Annotated in this window: 13 protein-coding genes; 5 read left to right on the forward strand and 8 right to left on the reverse strand. The window is 73.2% G+C overall.

All coding sequences use genetic code 11. From position 1 onward, the window contains the following. Positions 1-107 precede the first annotated feature (107 nt). The 3 genes from GA0074694_RS00910 to GA0074694_RS00920 form a co-directional block, all read right to left on the reverse strand. Complete coding sequence (locus tag GA0074694_RS00910) at positions 108-1,928, reverse strand: hypothetical protein (RefSeq protein WP_141713939.1); 1,821 nt, start codon at positions 1,926-1,928, stop codon at positions 108-110. A 104-nt stretch (positions 1,929-2,032) separates the two neighbouring features. Next, positions 2,033-3,271 (reverse strand): hypothetical protein, encoded by a 1,239-nt coding sequence (locus tag GA0074694_RS00915; protein ID WP_141713940.1) that lies wholly within the window; start codon positions 3,269-3,271, stop codon positions 2,033-2,035. Positions 3,272-3,360: 89 nt separating this feature from the next. Then, positions 3,361-4,779 carry a glycosyltransferase family 2 protein gene (locus GA0074694_RS00920; RefSeq protein ID WP_091450976.1) on the reverse strand — a complete coding sequence of 473 codons (1,419 nt, stop codon included), beginning with the start codon at positions 4,777-4,779 and terminating at the stop codon, positions 3,361-3,363. A 319-nt stretch (positions 4,780-5,098) separates the two neighbouring features. On the opposite strand from GA0074694_RS00920, the gene GA0074694_RS00925 reads away from it, so the two are divergent. Together GA0074694_RS00925 and GA0074694_RS00930 are read left to right on the forward strand one after the other, a co-directional pair. Continuing rightward, positions 5,099-5,647: a sigma-70 family RNA polymerase sigma factor gene (locus GA0074694_RS00925; protein WP_245714496.1), complete on the forward strand. Its 549-nt coding sequence runs from the start codon at positions 5,099-5,101 to the stop codon at positions 5,645-5,647. Between the two features lie 86 nt (positions 5,648-5,733). After that, positions 5,734-6,822, forward strand: a complete 1,089-nt coding sequence (locus GA0074694_RS00930) for a sensor histidine kinase (protein ID WP_091450984.1) — start codon at positions 5,734-5,736, stop codon at positions 6,820-6,822. Positions 6,823-6,860: 38 nt separating this feature from the next. Here the strand turns inward: GA0074694_RS00930 and GA0074694_RS00935 are convergent, their stop codons facing one another. The 3 genes from GA0074694_RS00935 to GA0074694_RS00945 form a co-directional block, all read right to left on the reverse strand. Beyond that, positions 6,861-9,281 (reverse strand): sensor histidine kinase, encoded by a 2,421-nt coding sequence (locus GA0074694_RS00935; protein WP_091450987.1) that lies wholly within the window; start codon positions 9,279-9,281, stop codon positions 6,861-6,863. 4 nt (positions 9,282-9,285) lie between these two features. Then, positions 9,286-9,951 carry a response regulator transcription factor gene (locus tag GA0074694_RS00940; protein WP_091450990.1) on the reverse strand — a complete coding sequence of 222 codons (666 nt, stop codon included), beginning with the start codon at positions 9,949-9,951 and terminating at the stop codon, positions 9,286-9,288. 142 nt (positions 9,952-10,093) lie between these two features. Continuing rightward, entirely contained in the window at positions 10,094-11,041 is a 948-nt protein-coding gene (locus GA0074694_RS00945) for an L-type lectin family protein (protein ID WP_091450993.1), read from the reverse strand. A gap of 193 nt (positions 11,042-11,234) precedes the next feature. Here GA0074694_RS00945 and GA0074694_RS00950 point away from each other — a divergent pair, with 193 nt between their 5' ends. Further along, the gene (locus GA0074694_RS00950) at positions 11,235-12,959 is read left to right on the forward strand and encodes a GDSL-type esterase/lipase family protein (protein WP_091450996.1); all 1,725 of its coding nucleotides are present in this window, start codon (positions 11,235-11,237) and stop codon (positions 12,957-12,959) included. Between the two features lie 20 nt (positions 12,960-12,979). Here the strand turns inward: GA0074694_RS00950 and GA0074694_RS00955 are convergent, their stop codons facing one another. Both GA0074694_RS00955 and GA0074694_RS00960 read right to left on the reverse strand, forming a co-directional pair. Continuing rightward, complete coding sequence (locus tag GA0074694_RS00955; RefSeq protein WP_091450999.1) at positions 12,980-13,390, reverse strand: hypothetical protein; 411 nt, start codon at positions 13,388-13,390, stop codon at positions 12,980-12,982. A 242-nt stretch (positions 13,391-13,632) separates the two neighbouring features. Further along, entirely contained in the window at positions 13,633-14,613 is a 981-nt protein-coding gene (locus GA0074694_RS00960) for a DNA polymerase domain-containing protein (protein WP_091451001.1), read from the reverse strand. Positions 14,614-14,848: 235 nt separating this feature from the next. On the opposite strand from GA0074694_RS00960, the gene GA0074694_RS00965 reads away from it, so the two are divergent. Together GA0074694_RS00965 and GA0074694_RS00970 are read left to right on the forward strand one after the other, a co-directional pair. Then, the gene (locus GA0074694_RS00965) at positions 14,849-15,394 is read left to right on the forward strand and encodes a TetR/AcrR family transcriptional regulator (protein ID WP_176737912.1); all 546 of its coding nucleotides are present in this window, start codon (positions 14,849-14,851) and stop codon (positions 15,392-15,394) included. Between the two features lie 54 nt (positions 15,395-15,448). Beyond that, positions 15,449-17,767, forward strand: a complete 2,319-nt coding sequence (locus GA0074694_RS00970) for an MMPL family transporter (protein ID WP_091451008.1) — start codon at positions 15,449-15,451, stop codon at positions 17,765-17,767. Positions 17,768-17,793 lie beyond the last annotated feature (26 nt).

Consider the following 17,793-nt stretch of genomic DNA (forward strand, 5'->3'; position numbering starts at 1 on the left):
GCCGCCGGGGGTGTCGCCGCCGGGAATGGTGCCGGCGCGGGGCGGGCCGGACCGGGCCGGGCCGCCGGGGTCGGACCGGAGGAATCCGTGGATCGTCTCCTCGTTCATCACGCGCCGCCCGGTCCGGGTTCGAGCGCGAACGGGCGGTCGCCGGCCGCGAAGCCGAGCGGCCACGGCAGCGGCGCGGGCGCCGCGCGTTGCGGTTGGGCGGCGAGCGCGTCGCGCAGCTTGCCGGCCACCCGCTCGTCGAGTGCGCCGTCACGGTGCCCGGAGACGACCTCCCGCAGCAGCACGTACGGCGCGCCCTCCGGCCCCTCGTCGACGCCGAGCACGGCGAAGCGGGAACCGGCGGCGAACATGGCCCGCCCGGCGCGGACACCGGGTCCGTCGGCGATACCCAGTTGGTCCAGCCGCCGCGCGGTGGCCGACCAGATCGCGTACCGGCCCGCGTCGCCCTCGGTGCCACCGTGGCATGCCACGGTGGTGAACGCCGGCTCCACCACCGGGTCCCCGGCCCGGTACCGGCCGACGTCCAGTCCGGCGGGTACCGCGGCGAAGACGGGTCCCCCGACGGCCGGCAGTTGCTCCAGACCGGCGCGGGCGCACCGGGCCAGCAACTGGACGTCCTCGTCGGGCGTGCCTCCACCGCGCAACGCGTCGTTGACCCGCGCGCCCACCCCGTCGAGCAGAGCCAGCACCGTGATCAGCCCGGCCGTCACGTCGTGCGCACCGACCGCACTGCGCAGCCCCGGGTGCAGCGACAGCGCCCGGGCCACCGTCCGGGAGTGGGCCTGGAACTTCCAGCCCAGCACGGTACGCAGCCGCTCCCGGTCCGCCTCGTCGGTGTGGGCCCGTACCCCGAACCACGGCGCGCCCCGGTCGGCGGGTGACACCGGCGGCGGACCGCCCGCGCCGTCCGCCGGGGCACCGGTACTCTCCGCGCCGGTCGGCGGGGCGTCCGGCGTGGCCGCGGTCAGGCCGGCCGCAGCCGGCACGGACGTCGCCAGGGTGACCGCAGGCGGGACGGACGCCGTCAGAGTGGCCGGCGTCGGCACGGACGCCGTCAGGGTGGCCGGCGGCGGCACGGACGCCGTCAGGGTGGCCGGTGCCGGGACGGTCGGGCTGGCGGCATCCGGGTCGGCGATCAGCGGCCGGCAGGTGTCCAGCTCCAGCCGGGGCACGTCGAATTCCGTCAGCACCATGCGCTGGACGCCGAGGTCGGGCCGGGGCAGCTCGATCACCGGAAGTACCAGGCTGTGCACCTCGAACGCCGCTTCCACCGGCGCAGGCAGCTCGGGCCCGGATTCCGGTGCCGCAGCGGGTGACGTGGCCTCTGCCGGGGCGGTGGGCGCCAGGGCGGACCCCCGATCGGGGGTCGCGAGCGACGGCACCGGAGACCGCGACTGGTGGTTGCGGCCGGTCGGGGTGGGACGGAGGCGTACCGGTCCCAGCGGGGGCAGCACGTTGCCCGCCGGCTCCGGCTCGTCCCCGCCGCCCGGACGCCAGCACCAGAACAGCCCGTTCGCGGAGGCGCGCCCGAAGGTGAAGCGGATCCCGGAGTCCGAGGCGTAGACCGGTGCCCCCAGGCCGGCCGCGAGCTGGTGCAGCACCGGTCCGACCCCGTCGGCCGGCGCGGACCGCTGGGTGACCAGCAGCACCGGCCGGCCCCGCCAGCGGGGGCAGTGCCAGATCGCCTGGGCCAGGTCGGCGGGGGCCACCGGCCGGCCGTCCAGCCGGAAGCCGGACCGGTCGGCCTCGACCGCGAGCGCGAACCAACCCGCCGGGCCGGGGGTGACCGATCCCGGTGCCTCCCACGGCCCCGGACCGAGCACCGGCACCCGCGCACCGGCGTCCGGCAGGACGCGCGACACGGCGGCGCCCACCGCCTGCGACGCCTGTCGCAGGTACCGTACTCCGAGCCACTTCACGCCCACGCCTCCCACATGCTGCCCGGCCGGCACGGCCTTGGCTGGCGGAGAGAATCTCCAGGATGACGGCAAGGGCCGCCGCTGTCGAGGGGCGAGCAGGTCGGTCACGTCAACACCGACCGGCGCGTACCGCCTTCCGGTCCGGCCCCGGGTGTCAGCTCCGGGTCCGGCGGCGCTACGGCGTCGGGGGACGTGGCGTCGGCCGGTGCCACCGGGTCGTCGTCGGCACCGGACGGCGACCAGACGACCGCGTCGGGGTCGGGTCGGCACAGGTGCACCAGGGCACGGTGCACGGAGATCTCGTCCAGGGGCTCGACGGGCCCGCCCCCGGTCAGGTGCGCGACCAGCTGCGGGTCCGGCTCCAGGCCGTAGTGTTCCAGGTAGTAACCGACCGCCTCGCTCCACAGCCAGGTCCCGTCGGTACGCAGGTGCATCGGCACCACGTCGCCCCGGTCCGGGGCCAGGATGTCGGGCATCGCGGCGCTGCTCCACGCGATGACCACTCCCCCGCGCAGTGCGTCGAGCAGGTTGTCGCGTTCGGTGGCATCGGAGACCACCGGCCGGTTGGTGGCGAACCACGGGCCGCGTACCGGATCGACGCCGTCGAAGAGCCGGGCGGTGGCCACCGGCGTGGCCGGCCGCGCCGCCCACAGCAGGGAGCCGGACGAACGGGCCAGGGTCTGGTAGTGCGGCGCCTCCACCCCGGCCCAGCAGACCTCGACCTGGGCCTCGTCGTCCCCGGCCTCGACCATGGCCTGTCGTAGCTGGGCGCTGGTGGCGGGAAGGGCGTCCGAGGTGTCGTCCACGCTGACCACGACCACCCGTAACGGGTCCTGCCAGGGGCGGGCGGTGGACGGCATCCGCCACGCCCGCCACACCGCGCGTACCGTCGGGATCGCCGACGCCGCAGCCAGCAGCGCCTGGTCGATCGGGTCGAGAAGGTCGACCGGGTCGGCGGTGCGGTCCTGCGGGAGCACCATCGAGACCAGCTCTTCCTGGGTGGTCGGCAGGTCGGACAGGAACTGCCACGGGGTCGGTGGACGCTCCCCGCGCAGCTCCTCCAGCGCCAGACCGAGGTCGATGTCCCCGCCGCTGAGTGCCAGTTCCTCGCGCAGCGCCGCGATCTCGTCGGCGTCGAGTTGCAGCGGCTGGGAGACCGCCTCGAAGGCGACCGCCTGTACGACCTCCAGCCGCCGACCGGCGGCCAGCGCGTCCCGCGCGTCGGTCAGCACCCGGTCCGGCAGCGAGCCGGCCAACCGCAGCAGCAACGCGTGCATCGACTCGTCACGTGCGTCGTCCCGTGTCACCTCCGGTGCCACGTCCAGGTCCGTGTCCACGTTCACGGTCACCACCCTCCTTCGCCGGTCCAGGGTTCATTTGTGGCACGCCCCGCGCCCCAGCAGGGTTCACGCCTGCCGCAGACCGGATTCGCCTATTTGTGCCGCCACCACGACTCGGTGCTGCTCCGATCCTCCTTGCGAAACTCCGTACAGACCTGGCGGCCGTTCACGATCATCCCTGCATACCAGGTGCGGGCCACATAGTTGAACGGCCCCATGTCGAGTGGGCCGGCCTCCCGGGCATTGGTGACGCAGAACTCGAACATGTCCCGGCAGAACTCCAGCACCGTCTCCCGCCGGCCGCCGACGAGCCCGCAGTTGAGCAACTGGGCACCCCGGTTGTCGGACAGGAACTGCACCAGTTTGGCACTGCCGCCGTGCTGGTACACCATCCACGGGATGCACAGCGGCGCCGGTTCGTCGCCCACGTACAGCCGATCGTCCATCTCCGGGAACGGATCGCGCAGCATCTCCACGTCGGTGCCGTCGACGCACCACACCTGCTCGATCTCGGGGTGCTCACGCAGGTACCGCCAGCAGCACAGCCAGCGTTGGAAGTACGGCGAGCCGCCATCCCCGCCCGGCGTCACCCGCACGTGCGTGACCAGGTCGGTGTCCGGCTCGTCGTCGAAACAGTCGTGCAGCACCACCAGCCGCTGCCCGTGCCGCTCGACCGAGCTGCGCAACTCGGCCAGGTCGGCGTAGTTCGGCGTCCAGGTGACACCGCGCTGCGGGTCGGGCTGCGCGGTGAGGTACGTGGTCAGCACCACGTTCCGCGTCGCCGCCGCACCGACCGGGACGGTACGGAACTCGCGGTACTCGGTCGAGGTGTAGCTGGCCTCCGACCGGGCCTTGAGATTGCGCACCAGGGTGAAGCGCTCGAAGTCGGACACGCTGGAGCCGACCCTGGTGCGTTCGTCGCAACTGAAGATGAGGTCTCCGCTGCCGACCACGTCGGCGAACCGGAACGAGGTCAGGCCGGCGTTGTAGATCCGGTTGGAGAGGTCCAGGTGCTCGTATCCCCACCGGCCGTACCGGGTGTCGTACCCGCCCACCCGGTCCAGCACGCGCCGGTCGAAGTAGAGCATGCAGCCACGCGGATGGGTGTACGCCCGGATCTCCGCGTCCCGGTAGATCTCCACCGCGTCGGACAGGCGACCGAGTGGGGTGTCGGTGAACATGTACATCAGATGCGGCTCGGCACTCTCGATGTACGGCCGTTCCCAGCCGTCCACGATCGGCCAGCAGTCGTCGTCGAACAGGAACAGGTGCGTGCAGCCCCGCTCCACCAGCAGCTCCAGGCACTTGTTCTTGGCCCGGGCGATACCGGCGTTGGTGTCGAAACGGAACGTCGCCTCCTCCACCGGCTCGTCGCTGGCGTCGTCGACCACGACGATCGCGGCGCCGCTCGGCGCGTACTTGCGGATCGCCTCCAGGGCGGTACGCAGCACGGCACCCCGGTTGTGCGTCGTGACCCCGATGCCCACCGTCGGGAAGTCCGTATCCTCCATGCCCACCTCTTCGGTCGGGGCGCCACGGCGCCGTCGCTCGGGGTCGCCACCGCCCGGCCGTCGTACCGGTCGTCGAGACGGTGCCGGACGACCACGCCGCCTGCCCGTGCCACCGCCGGTGCGAGGGCGCCCACGTGGGTCACGGCACCACGGCACCGTCGGGTTCACCGGTCGTTCCGCGAGCCGTCGCCCGGCGTGACGTAGCCGCTGGTCCAGGGCGGGGCGTAGGGATAACCCTCTCCAACTCGCGGGGTGGCACCCCCAGGAGCAGGGGCCGCACCATGTCGGGCGACCGGCCCGGGGCGGCAGTCTCTAGGGCATGGGTGAACAGACACAGAGCAGGCGACAGGGCAGCGCGCTGGAGAGCGATTCCCGCCTCCGCGAACTGATGGACACCTACCAGCAGCCGCTGCTGCGCTACGCGCAGCGACTGACCGACGGCGACACCGGACGCGCCGAGGACGTGGTGCAGGAGGCGTTCCTGCGGGCGTGGCGGCACCTGGACCAGCTCACCGCCGACCGCGGGTCGGTGCTGGGCTGGCTGCGCCGGGTGGTGCACAACCTGGTGATGGACGGGTACCGCATGAAGAAGGCCCGGCCGACCGAGGTGGACATCGAGAACGCCGCCGAGGTGTCGACGGCGGACCCGATGGCCGGCGTGGTGGACTCCCTGCTGGTCGAGCAGGTGCTGCGTGGGCTGTGGCCGGAGCACCGGGCCGCGCTGGTGGAGACGTACCTGAACGGCCGGACCGCGGCCGAGATCAGCGCGTCGCTCGGGGTGCCGGTCGGCACGGTCAAGAGCCGGTTGCACTACGCGCTGCGGGCGGCCCGCAAGGCGACGACGGGTCACGTGCTCTGCGCCGCATGAGCCGCTGGGCACGTCGGTGGCGTAAGGCCGTCGCGGCCCACCAGCCGGGCACACCGGCCCGACCGGAGCCGCCTACAGTAGGGGACATGCGCCACTCGACGCAGCACACCGACGGGCCGTCCCCGGGCACACCGGAAGACGTGGTCCGGGTGATCGACGCGGTGCACGGCCTGCCGGGTCGTCCCCTGCCGGGAGTGCAGGCCGAAGCCCTGGCCCGGGCGCTGGGCGGATGCCTGGGGGCCACCACGGTCACCGTCGCCCTGTGGCTGCCCCTGCCGACGGACCACGACACCGACGCGGCGGCCGAACACACCGTCGAGGAGTATCACTGGCCGGCCGCCGACGCCGAGGCGGCGGCAACCGGGACCGGTGCGACGCCGATGCGGCTGTGCGACGGCGAGCAGGTCCTGGCCGACCTCGTGGTCGAACCGCCGGCAGCGGCCGATCGGCTGCGCCGGTGGCCCGAGCTGCACGCGGTGACCCGCCTGCTGGTCAGCGACATCCAGGCCCAGTTGATCACCGCTGGCGCCGAACGGCTGATCGGTGAGAGCACCCTGCTGCTGGCCGACACCCGGCTGCGGGCCGCGGGCGAGATGGAACACCAGCGGTACCAGCTGGAGCGCGACCTGCACGACGGCGCCCAGCACCACATGGTCGCGTTGCAGATGTCGCTGGCAATGGTGGAGCACCAGCTCGACGCCGGCAACGCCGCCGAGGCGGGCCAGCACCTCGACCGGCTGCGTGAGCTGCTGGCCAGCACCGAGGAGGTGCTGCACACCACCGCCACCGGCCTGCTGGCACCGTTGACCGACCACGGTCTGGTGGCCGCGTTGACGACCCGGCTGGAGGCGCTCGACACCGTCACCCTGGACATCGACCCGGAACTGATCGGTTACCGGTACCTGCCCGAGGTGGAGGCCGCCGTCTACCTGGCCTGCCTGGAGGCGGTCAGCAACGCGCACAAGCACGCCCCGGGCGCCGCGGTGACGTTGACGCTACGTACCTCCCGCCGGGGCCTCAGCTTCGAGGTGGACGACACCGGGCCGGGTTTCGACACCGAGGGCCGGATGCCGCTGCGCCAGCTCGCCGCCCGCCTCGCCTCGGTCGACGGCACGCTGACGGTGCGGTCGAGCCCGACCACCGGCACCCGGATCAGCGGGCTCGTGGCGATCTGAGCCGGACCACCGGCACCGCCCGCCCGTGCCGGACGCCGTCACTCGACGCCGTCGGTGAGCAGCCGCTCGCACGTCCGTACCAGCAGCGCGCACGCACTACGTCCGGCCAGTCCCGTGTCCGGCCGGAGGGCCTGGGCCCGCCAGAACGCCAGTGCCCGGTTCGCGGCCCGGGTCACCTCCCCCGGGTCCACGTCATTGGCCAGGCCGAGCCGGGACCGCGCGTCCGGACCATGAGCGCCGAGCAGACGCACCGCCTCGTCGTGCCCGCGCGGCAGCCGGATCCGCCCGCCCTGCAACGCCTGCAACAGGTCCAGCTCGGGTATCTCGTGCGCGCCCGCGACGGCCGCCTCCACCGCCCGGGCGAACTGGTCGTCCAACTGCCCCGTGGTCAGGCAGGCCACCAGTGCGCGCAGTGCCCACCGGGCGGCCAGCACCCCGGTCCGGGCGTGTACCCGGGTGCGCAGCGCCGCCTCGATCTCGGTACCGCCGTCCGGGGCCGCACGCCAGTCCACGACCTCGTCGCACAACGACCCCGGTTCCGGCGGTGAGCCGGCCGTCGCGGAGGTGCCCGCGCGCAGCGCGCAGATCACCACCGGGGGGAACCCTTCCCCGTACGGCGACCGCAGGGCGGTCAGGAACTCCGACTCCGCCGCGCTGGGCGGCCCGGACAGCACCAGCACGACCGCGTCGGGGGGCCCGTCGGCGGTTCCCGTCCAGCAGCGCAGCCGGGCCGCGAGGTCGGCGTCGACGTCGTCGCGGTGGTGCAGCAGCCGCAGCCCGCGCAGCGCGTCCACCGGCCCCTCCACCAGGATCCGCTCCGCCCCGGCCGCCGCGTCCGGCCACGCGGCACCGGACGAGTCGGACAGCCGGACGGGCCGCCACGGTGGTGCCCCGCGAGCCGGGTCCAGCGTGATCCGCGGGTGCGACTGGTACTGGTATCCGGTCGGCGCGACCACTCCGGCCGGTGGCTCCCACCGGCCGGTACCGGCCGGCCCGCACAGCGCCGACAGCAGCTCGGACGCCGGGGCCCCGACCACCGCCACTCTGGCCCTACCGTCCTGCCGGTCGACCGCGACCCGTAACGGCGGGCTGTCCACCGACGCCTCCCGGCTGGTCACGAGCAGGGTCAGCAGGCGACGCACGGAAACACCGGCCAACAGCTCGGATGCGGCGGCGTCGGCCTCGCCCGGCTGCGACTCGGTCGGCTGCGGCTCGGTCGACTGCGACTCGGTCGGCTGCGGTTCGCCCGGCTGCGGCTCGGTCGACTGCGACTCGGCGGTACGCCCGGGCTCCGGCCAGTCGCCGCCGAGCCGCTCCGGCAGCAGGATGTCCACCACGGTCGGCTCGTCCCGGCCGGCCCGCTCCACCCGCAGCCGGCCGCCCAGCGCGGCCAGCCGCCGGGAGTCGTCCCGCAGCGCCAGGGCGACCTCGGCCGGCTCGGTGCCAGCCCGCTGCACGCGGATCGTCAGCACGCCGCCGGACCGGCCCAGTTCCAGGGTCACCGGCTGCTCGCCGCCGCTGGCGCCCAGCGCCGCCGCCGCGGACGCGCCCGCCTGGAAGAGCCCGGACTCGACCTCCCAGCCCTGACGCCGGCCCAGTTCGCCGCTGAACACGACCGGCACGGGCAGCGTCGCGGTGACCTCCTCCAGCGCCGCGCGCACGCCGGTACTGCGCAGCACCTGCGGGTACACCCCGCGGACGACGGCCCGGAACTGCTCGATCATCTCGCCCAGCCCCGCCCGGATGTCACCGACGATCGCCGTGGCCTCCGGGGAGCCGGCGCGCAGCGCCCGCTTCAGGTCCGTGGTGCGGTCCAGGATCGCCTGCAGCTGCCGGCCGGGTGTCGCGGTGACCGCGGTGGCGAGCCGGTCGCGCTCCACCGCCTGCACCGTGAGCAGCTCCAGCCGGGTCGCGTCGACCCGCTGTACCGCCTGGTCGACCCGGGCCCGCACGGCGACGCACGCCGCGCGGTGGCGGGCCTGGCGCAGCAGCAGGCCGACGCAGACCGCCGTCTGGCCCAGCGACGCCGTCCCGGCCAGCGAATACCGGGGGTCCTCCGGGTGTGCCAGCACCAGCACCCCGTACCGGCCCCCGCCGTCGGTCACGTCCGCCGTCGCGACCACCCCGGACGCGTCCAGCAGCAGGTCCGGGTCGGCTACCGGATTCGGCAGCGTGCCCCGCCCCCAGCGCCGGGACTGCCAGGCGACGGCGGGTGCCCAGGGTGGGCCGCTGGTGCCGGATGCCGTCTCCGCCGGCAGCCACAGGGCCGCGTAGCGCACCGTGTGCGCCTGGGCGAGTTCCCGCAGCAGCGCACGCAGAACCGGCCGGTACCCGCCCAGCGGGTCCTGCGGCCCGGCCGGCGCGGGCAGCGCACCCGAGGACGCCAGCTGGACCAGGGCGGAGAACGACCCGCCTGGACGGGATGGATGCGCCCGCTCGACGCCGGTGGCCCGAAGCACGGCTCTAGTCCGCCGTCTGGTTCGAGCGCATGTACGCGAGCACCGCCAGGACCCGGCGGTGGTGCACTGCCGACTCGGCCGGCAGGTTCAGCTTGGTGAAGATGCTGGCGATCCGTTTCTCGACCGTCTTGACGGAGAGGAACAGCTCGGCCGCGATCCCGGAGTTCGACCGTCCTTCCGCCATGAGTCGCAGCACGGCACGCTCCTGCTCGGTGAGATCGGCCAGCAGGCTCCGCACCGGAGGGCTCGGCCGGTCCACCAGGTTGGCGGCCAGGACCGGCTCGATCACGATCTCACCGGCGGCGATGCGCACCAGCGTGTCGGCGAGTACTGCCACCCCGGCCACCTGGTCCTTGAGTCGGTACCCGATCCGCTCGGTGCCGATCTCCAGCAGCCGGAACAGGTAGTGCGCCTCGGCGTGCTGGGACAGCAGCAGCAACCCGACGTCGGGGAATCCCGCCCGTACGCGCTGGGCGGTGTCCAGTCCGCCGTCCGCGCCCGGTGGCATCCGGATGTCCATGATGGCCACGTCGACCGGGGTACGGGCCATCAACTCCAGCAGCCGGTCGCCGTCCTCCACGCAGCCGACCACCGTGTGCCCGGCCGCGGACAGCAGCAGTTGCAGGCCCTCCCGGAACAGCGCGCCGTCGTCAGCCACCGCAACGTCCATGGCTCGCCTCCCGACCTCGACACCGGTGATCTCGTGATCCCCCAATACAGTGGCGTATCGGCACGGCGTTGTCACGGTCGACCATGACATCACGTGGTGCGACGGCCGGGCCCGCAGACTCCGCAGCCGGCCACGGTCACCGCTATCGCAGCTTCAGGTTCCAGGCCGTCACCGCCTCCACCGGGTCAGCCACCGTCGTGATGCCGGTGCCGCCGGTGAGCCCGACGTGGGCCTGCCCGGTGCCGACGATCCGGCGCAGGTCGACCGAGGTCGTCAGGAGCGGCCGGGCCGGACGGAAGCCGGACGTCCTGCTCACGTAGACCCGCAGTCGGTGCAGCCGGGCGTCGTAGTCGATCCACACGTTGACGACGCCCCTGCCGTACAGGCTGAAGCCCGGCTCCTTCCACACGAGGTGCCGGGTGACGTCACCGTTCCTGGTCACCGCGACGTGCTGGCGGTCGACGGGGTCGAACCGGTTGGGCCACGTGTCGAACTCGACCGCCAGGCTCGGCTGGATCCTCGGCCGGCCGGTGTCCGGCCGGGCACCGTACCCGAGCCCCTCACCGCTGCTCCCCCGCGCGGTGCCGGATCGGCCCTGAACCACGAACGCGATCCCGTCGCTGATCTTGCTGATCTCGAAGGAGAACCCGGTGCTGAAGGAGCGCGACGGGTCGATCCTGGTGGTCGCCCACGCGCTGCCCGCCCGGTCCCGACCGGACGCCAGCACCAGCCGCCCGTCCGCGACGGTCGCCGACCCGTTGAGCCGCAGGTCGGCGTCGTCGCGGAAACCATTGAACGAGAACACCGGCGCGACCTTGCTCATCGGCATCCGCACCGTCGGCGGCCGGGTCCGGTCGGCCGCCGGTGCTGGCGCCGGTGCCGGCCTGACCGCCTCGTGGGTCGCCGGGGTCGCGTTCGCCAGCACCAGGGCGGGGGGCGCGTCGAGCGGCGTCGCGTCCGGGATCTCGGCGGCGTCGCCCGCCGAGAACGCGAAGGCTGCGGCTGCGGCGACGACCGCGACCACCGCCACCCGCGCGACGCCGAGCCGCGAGACCTGCCGCTGGTCAGTCCGGTCAGAACGTGCGAACATCACGTCAGCTCCCGCCTCGTGAGCACATACCCGTGTCGTCGTCGTGGGTCACGCTCTCTGCACGCACCGGAGGCGGCTGAAGGTTCACGGGTCGCGGTTCGGCGTTCACGGCGAGCAGATCGGTGCTTCTCCTGATACGCATCAGCGCTCTACCATCTCGGCACCTGTCGAACCCCCCACGGAAGGGGCGTCCATGTCTCCTCGACGGAAAGCGCACATCGCGTGGCTGATCTCGGTCGTCGCGGCGCTGTCGTTGACCGCGGTCGGTGTCGCGGCGTTCCGGGACGCGGACGCCGTGCCGGCTCCGTGCCACTCCGACGTCGACGGGGGGCCGGACTGCGAAGACACGAAGAAGCAGCTCACCGCAGTGGTGCCCACCGAGGGCGGCGCTGCGCTGAGCAACCTGGACATCCGCCTGATGCCGCTCGGTGACTCGATCACCCAAGGCGTGGAGAGTTCCGACGGGAACGGCTACCGCGACGAGTTGTACGACTACCTGAAGGTCAGCGCGCGGAACGTCAACTTCGTCGGATCGGCGAAGACCGGGTCGATGAAGGACAACGACCACGAGGGCCACCGCGGCGACCGGATCGACGAAATCGCGGGCATCGCCGACTGTAGCGTGCCGCGGTATCAGCCGAACGTCGTCACGCTGCATGCCGGCACCAACGACATCAGCCAGAACTCCGCGCTGTCGTCCGCCCCCACCCGGCTCAGGAACCTGGTCGACCAGACGCTGGCCGACTCCCCACGGGCCACGGTGCTGGTCGCCCAGCTCATCCCGAGCGGCAAGGCCGGGTTGCAGCAGCGCATCGACGCGTACAACGCGGCGCTACCCGCCGTGGTGCGGGACCTGCAAGACGCCGGCAAGCACGTACTGGTGGTGGACATGAGCAGGGTGCCGGTCGCCGACGGTCTGCAGAACGACGCCCACCCGAACGACGAGGGCTACGCCAAGATGGCCACCGCCTGGTACGAGAGTCTGCTCGAGGCGAACCGCAGGGGCTGGATCCAGGCTCCGCTGCCGGAGAACGCCCCCACCGCCTGCTCACCCGGAGGCTCCGACGACCCGGCACTCGGTGCGGGGTGGCGCACGCTGGGCGTGATCGCCCCCGGCTACGGCGGCACCCCCGGCCGTACGATCATCGCCGAGCTGAACGGCGACAAGCGGGCCGACTACCTCCAGGTCTACCCGGACGGCAGCTTCCGCGCCTCGGCGAACACGGTCGGCGCGCCCGGGAAGCCCGACTGGGTGGACGTGGGCAGGTACGCCCCCGCGGCCCAGCTGACGGTCCGCGGCGACGAGGTGCGGTTCGCCGACCTCAACGGGGACGGGCGCGACGACTACCTCGTGGTCGGTTCCACCAGTGTGGTGCGGGCGTACCTCAACGTCGACGGCCCGGGTGACGCGCTCGCGTTCGTCCCGTGGGGGATCGTCTTCGACGTCACGTCCTTCAACCGGAACAACCTGCGCTTCGCCGACGTCACCGGGGACGGGCGTGACGACCTGCTACGGGTCGGCGCGAAGGGCGCGGTGCACGCGTACCGGAACATGTGGGACCCCGCCACCGAACGCCAGGCGGGCAAGCCCCGGCCGCCGGCCTGGCGGCTGTGGCTCAACTGGGCCGGCGGCACCCGGGGCTCGTCGCTGGAGGCGGTCCGGTTCGCCGACGGCGACGGTGACGGGAAGGCCGACTACCTCCAGGTCGGCGTCGACGGCGGTGCGGTGCACGCCTTCCTCAACCGTGGCGGCGGGGGCAACGGCAGCTTCCAGGCCCGCTACGGCTGGGCCCACAAGTCCAACCACCCCCGCCCGTACATCCAGTTCGCCGACATCAGCGGCGACGGGAAGGCCGACTACCTGGTCGTCGACCGGGCCGGCACGGTCCGCGCCTGGCTGAACCGCGGCGGCAACTAGGGTCGCCGGGCCAGACCGGCTCAGTACGGGTGACGGGCCGGGGCCGGAACGCCGCGCTGGCGCCGCAGCTCGACCGCCCGCTTCTCCTTGCGGATGAGGGCCACGGTGTACCAGGTGAACGCCGCGGACATCAGCGCCAGCGGGACGGCTCCCCAGAAGGGCCGGCCCTGCCCCCACGAGACGGACAACGCCAGCACCAGGGCCACGGTGAACGCGGTGAACACGCCGGCGAGGACCCGCAGCCCGCCCACGGTACGCACCGTGACGCCTGATCCGCCCGAGACGAAGCCGACCTCCTCCGGCCGGTACAGGCGTAGTTCCCCGTCGACGGCGCGGACCAGACGCCACGCCTCCCCGCGCTCCCGGAGCCGTCGGTGTTCGGCGCGGGCGGCCTCGTCACGAGCCGCCCGTCCGGCGTCGTCTGGGGTCACCGGCTCGGTCCTTCCGCCAACGGTGGTGCCTCCCGGTCGGCCCCACCTCGTCCAGCACGCCCCGCCTGCGGGGCGAGTATCGGACCCAACTGTGTCACGGGCTGTCTCACGGCCTCCCACGCCGTCGTCGCAGCTCTTCCCACGTGAGACGGGTCAGCCGCTGTCCGGCTGATCAGCGGAGCCACCCGCACCCGGGCGGCTCGCGGCGGCTCCCACCGGGTGGCGCCGGTCGCTGCCCGGGGCTAGCCGGTCCCGCCGGCTTCCGCTCCGGCGGCCCGGCGGGCCCGGGCCCTCCGTTTCCCCTCGTGCATGGCCTGGACCCGGGCCACCGGGATGGTGTGCCCCTCGGCCACCAGGTCCGCCGGTAGCCGCTGCGGCGCGGGCATCCCGGCCGACCACGGATCGTGCGCGGCGACCAGCGCCGGCACGGTCCGGAGGGTGAAGTCGGCCGGGGTGACGTCGGCGAGGTCGGCCCAGTCGACCGGGAAGGAGACCGGCACGCCGGGTCGCAGCCGGGGACTGTACGCGGCGACCACGGTCGCCCCGCCGGACCGGGTGGAGTCGACGAAGACGCGTCCACCCCGGTCCTCGCGGATGAACGCGGTGGTCGCCAGCGCCGGGTCGATCCGGGCCGCGCGGGCGGCGAGGGCCCGGGTGGCGGCGGCGGTGTCCGCCGGATCGGTGCCCGGGTCCACCGGGACGAAGACGTGCACCCCCTTGGCCCCGCTGGTCTTGACCGCGCCGGTGAGACCCACGTCGGCGAGCGCCTGCCGGACCAGCCCGGCGGCGGCCACGGCCAGCCCGAAGGCGTCCGGATCGGGCGGGTCGAGGTCGAGCACGAGGTGGGTGGGCCGCTGCGGGTCGTCGGCGGTGGCGAGGGTCGGGTGGTACTCCACCGAACGCTGGTTGGCGAACCAGAGCAGGGTCCGCCGGTCGTCGCAGAGCGCGTACGACACCTCGCGGTGGGACGCCTCCGCCCACAGCGCCACCCGCCGTACCCAGTCGGGGGTGTACCGGGGCAGGTTCTTCTGCATGAAGGGGTCCTGGCCACGGAGTGCCCGGACCACCGAGAGCGGCCGGTTCCGCAGTTCCGGAAGGAGCCGGTCCCGGACGGCGTCGAGATAGTCGACCAGGTCCCGCTTGGTGAGGTCGGAGCCGGCGAGGAGCGGCTGGTCCAGGTTGGTCAGGGGGACACCGTCGCGTACCTCGTCCGCAACCGCCATCAGCCCACCCTCCCGGTCGGCCGCCCGGCGCGCAACCGGAACGGCCGACCCGGCGTACGCCCGGGTGGGCAGCGGTGTCCCGCCCGGGCCGTCTCTCGCCGACGCGGCCCCGGTGACGCTTCGCCCCGTCTCGGCCGATCCGGGCGGGATGTGGCGAACACCACGGTCCCGATCTGACCGATCGGTCAGATCCTGGCCGATCGGTCAGGCATCCTTGGTGAAGGAGGTGGCCAGGTTGGCACGGTCGGCACCAGAGACCCGGGACGAGATTCTCGCCGCAGCCGCGAAGCGGTTCGCGGTGATCGGTTACAAGGGCACGTCGTTGCAGGACATCGCCCGGGACGTGGGGTGCTCCAAGGCGACGGTGCTCTACCACTTCGTTAACAAGGAGACCATCCTCACCGAGCTGATGGCCCCGGCGTTCAGCATGCTGTTCGCCCTCGACGAGCGGCTGCTCGGCGCGACCGGGCAGGCCGCGCAACGCGACGCCCTCGAGGGCATCGTCGGGCTGTCGCTGCGCTTCCGTCGGGAGGTCGCCCTGTTGCACGGCGAGTTTCCCGACCTGCTCCAGCACCCCGCCTTCGCGCACATCCAGCGCTGCTCCGACCGGATCCGCGACGCCCTGGCCGGCGGATCCACCGGAGCCGAGGCCCGGGTGGGCGCGCTGATCGTGCTCGCCGGGATCGCCGCCGCCTGCGCGCAGTTCCCCGACCTGGACGACGACGAGCTGCGTGCCGCGCTGCTGGCCGTCGCCCGCCGGGCCCTCGGGCCCCTCGACTGACCCACCACCGGCATCTGTTTTTGATTTACGACCCCGAGGACAAGGAAACCCAGCATGGCGACCCTGTTGTACCGGCTCGGCCGGGGCGCGCTACGGCGACGGCGACTCGTCGTCACCCTCTGGCTCGTCGCACTCATCGGGCTCGGTGGAGCCGCAGCATTGTTCCGCGGCCCCACGTCGAGCGACTTCACCATGCGGGGCACCGAGTCACAGGATGCTCTCGACCTGCTGGCGAAGGAGTTCCCGGCGGCCAGCGGCGCCACCGGCACCATCGCGGTCAAGGCACCCGCCGACGGACAGCTCGGCACCCCGCAGGGGCAGGCCGTGGTCCGGGAACTGGTGCAGGAAGCCAGCAGCCTGCCCGGCACGGTCGGCGCGGTCGACCCGTTCCAGGCCGGCGCGGTCTCGCCGAACGCCCGGTACGCCCTGATCCAGGTGCAGTTCTCCGGTGGCGCGGACGAGATCACCGACGAGCAGCGCGAAGCGTACGAGAAGGTCGGCGAACGGGCCGCGAGCCAGGGTTACCAGATCGCCCCCGGCGGCGAGGTGCTCAACGCCGAGCCGGAGGTCGGCTCGACCGAGGCACTCGGTGTGCTGGTCGCCCTGATCGTGCTGGTGGTGACCTTCGGCTCGCTGGTCGCGGCCGGGATGACCATGCTCAACGCGCTGATCGGCGTCGGCGCGGGCATGGCCGGGCTCTACGCGCTCAGCGCCGTGATCGACCTGACCAGCACCGCCCCCATCCTGGCACTGATGCTCGGCCTGGCGGTCGGCATCGACTACTCCCTCTTCATCACCTCCCGGTACCGGCAGAACCTGCTCTCCGGGCTCTCGCCGGAGGAGGCGGTCGGCCGGGCGGTCGGCACCGCCGGCTCGGCCGTCGTCTTCGCCGGGGCGACCGTGGTCATCGCGCTCGCCGGGCTCGCCGTGGTCAACATTCCGTTCCTGACCGTGATGGGTCTTGCCGCCGCCGGCACGGTCACCGTCGCCGTGCTGGTGGCGATCACCCTGCAACCGGCGCTGCTCGGCTTCGCCGGCAACCGGGTGCTGCCCCGCAAGCTACGTGCCGCCGTCCCGGCCACGGTGGCCACGTCGGCTGGCGTGGGCACGTCGGCTGGCGTGGGCACGTCCGCTGGCGTGGGCACGTCCGCTGGCGTGGGCACGTCCGCTGGCGTGGGCACGTCGGCTAGCGTGGGCACGTCGGCTGAGGTGGGCGCTGAGGCAGCCGCCGCGGCCGAGGACCGCTCCGGCTTCGGGTTCCGCTGGGCCCGGTGGGTCACCCGGCTGCGGATCCCGGTCATCCTGGTCGGCCTGCTCGGGCTGGGGCTGCTCGCCCTCCCCACCACCGACATGCGGCTGGCCCTGCCGGACGCCGGCACCGCTCCGGTCGGCTCGCCGGCCCGGACCTCCAACGACCTGATCACCGAGGGCTTCGGGCCGGGCTTCACCGGCCGCCTGGTGGTGGTGGTCTCCGGTGACTCCGCCGAGCGGACCGCCGCCGCGCTGCCCCGGGTCAGCCAGGAGATCCAGGGCACCGAGGGTGTGCTCGGGGTGGCCCCGCCGCAACTCGCCCCGGACGGCCGGACCGCGCTGCTCGCGGTCATCCCGAAGACCGGCCCGACCGATCAGGCGACCGAGACGATGGTCCACGACATCCGGGGCGCGGTCGGCGGGATCGACGGCGTCGACGTGCTGCTGACCGGCGTCACCGCGATCGGCATCGACGTGTCGGAGAAGCTCGCCGACGCGCTCCCGGTCTACCTGCTGCTCGTCGTCGGCCTCTCCGTCCTGCTGCTGATGCTGGTGTTCCGCTCGATCCTGGTGCCGGTCAAGGCGGCCCTGGGCTTCCTGCTGACCGTCGCGGCGACCTTCGGCATCACCGTGGCGGTCTTCCAGCAGGGCACGCTGGCCGACCTGGTCGGGTTGGACACCCCCGGGCCGCTGATCAGCTTCCTGCCGATCCTGCTCATCGGCATCCTGTTCGGGCTGGCCATGGACTACGAGGTCTTCCTGGTCTCCAGGATGCGGGAGGACTTCGTACACGGGGACACCGCCGCCCAGGCCACCATCAACGGAATGGGCCACGGGGCCCGCGTGGTCACCGCCGCCGCCCTGATCATGATCTCGGTCTTCGGGGGCTTCGTCTTCCTCGACGACCCGGTGATCAAGTCGATGGGCTTCGCACTCGCCGTCGGTGTCGCCATCGACGCCTTCGTGGTGCGGATGACCATCGTCCCGGCGGTGATGTCGCTCCTCGGCGACACGGCGTGGTGGTTGCCCCGCTGGTTCCAGCGGACCCTGCCGAACGTCGACATCGAGGGCGAGGGGCTCCGCGCCCATCTCGACGAGAAGGTCACGGCCGGCGCCCGCTGACCTTCCAGCCGCCACCTCACCCCGCC

Origin of the sequence: Micromonospora inyonensis, assembly GCF_900091415.1 — a bacterium.
Classification (GTDB): Bacteria; Actinomycetota; Actinomycetes; order Mycobacteriales; family Micromonosporaceae; genus Micromonospora; species Micromonospora inyonensis.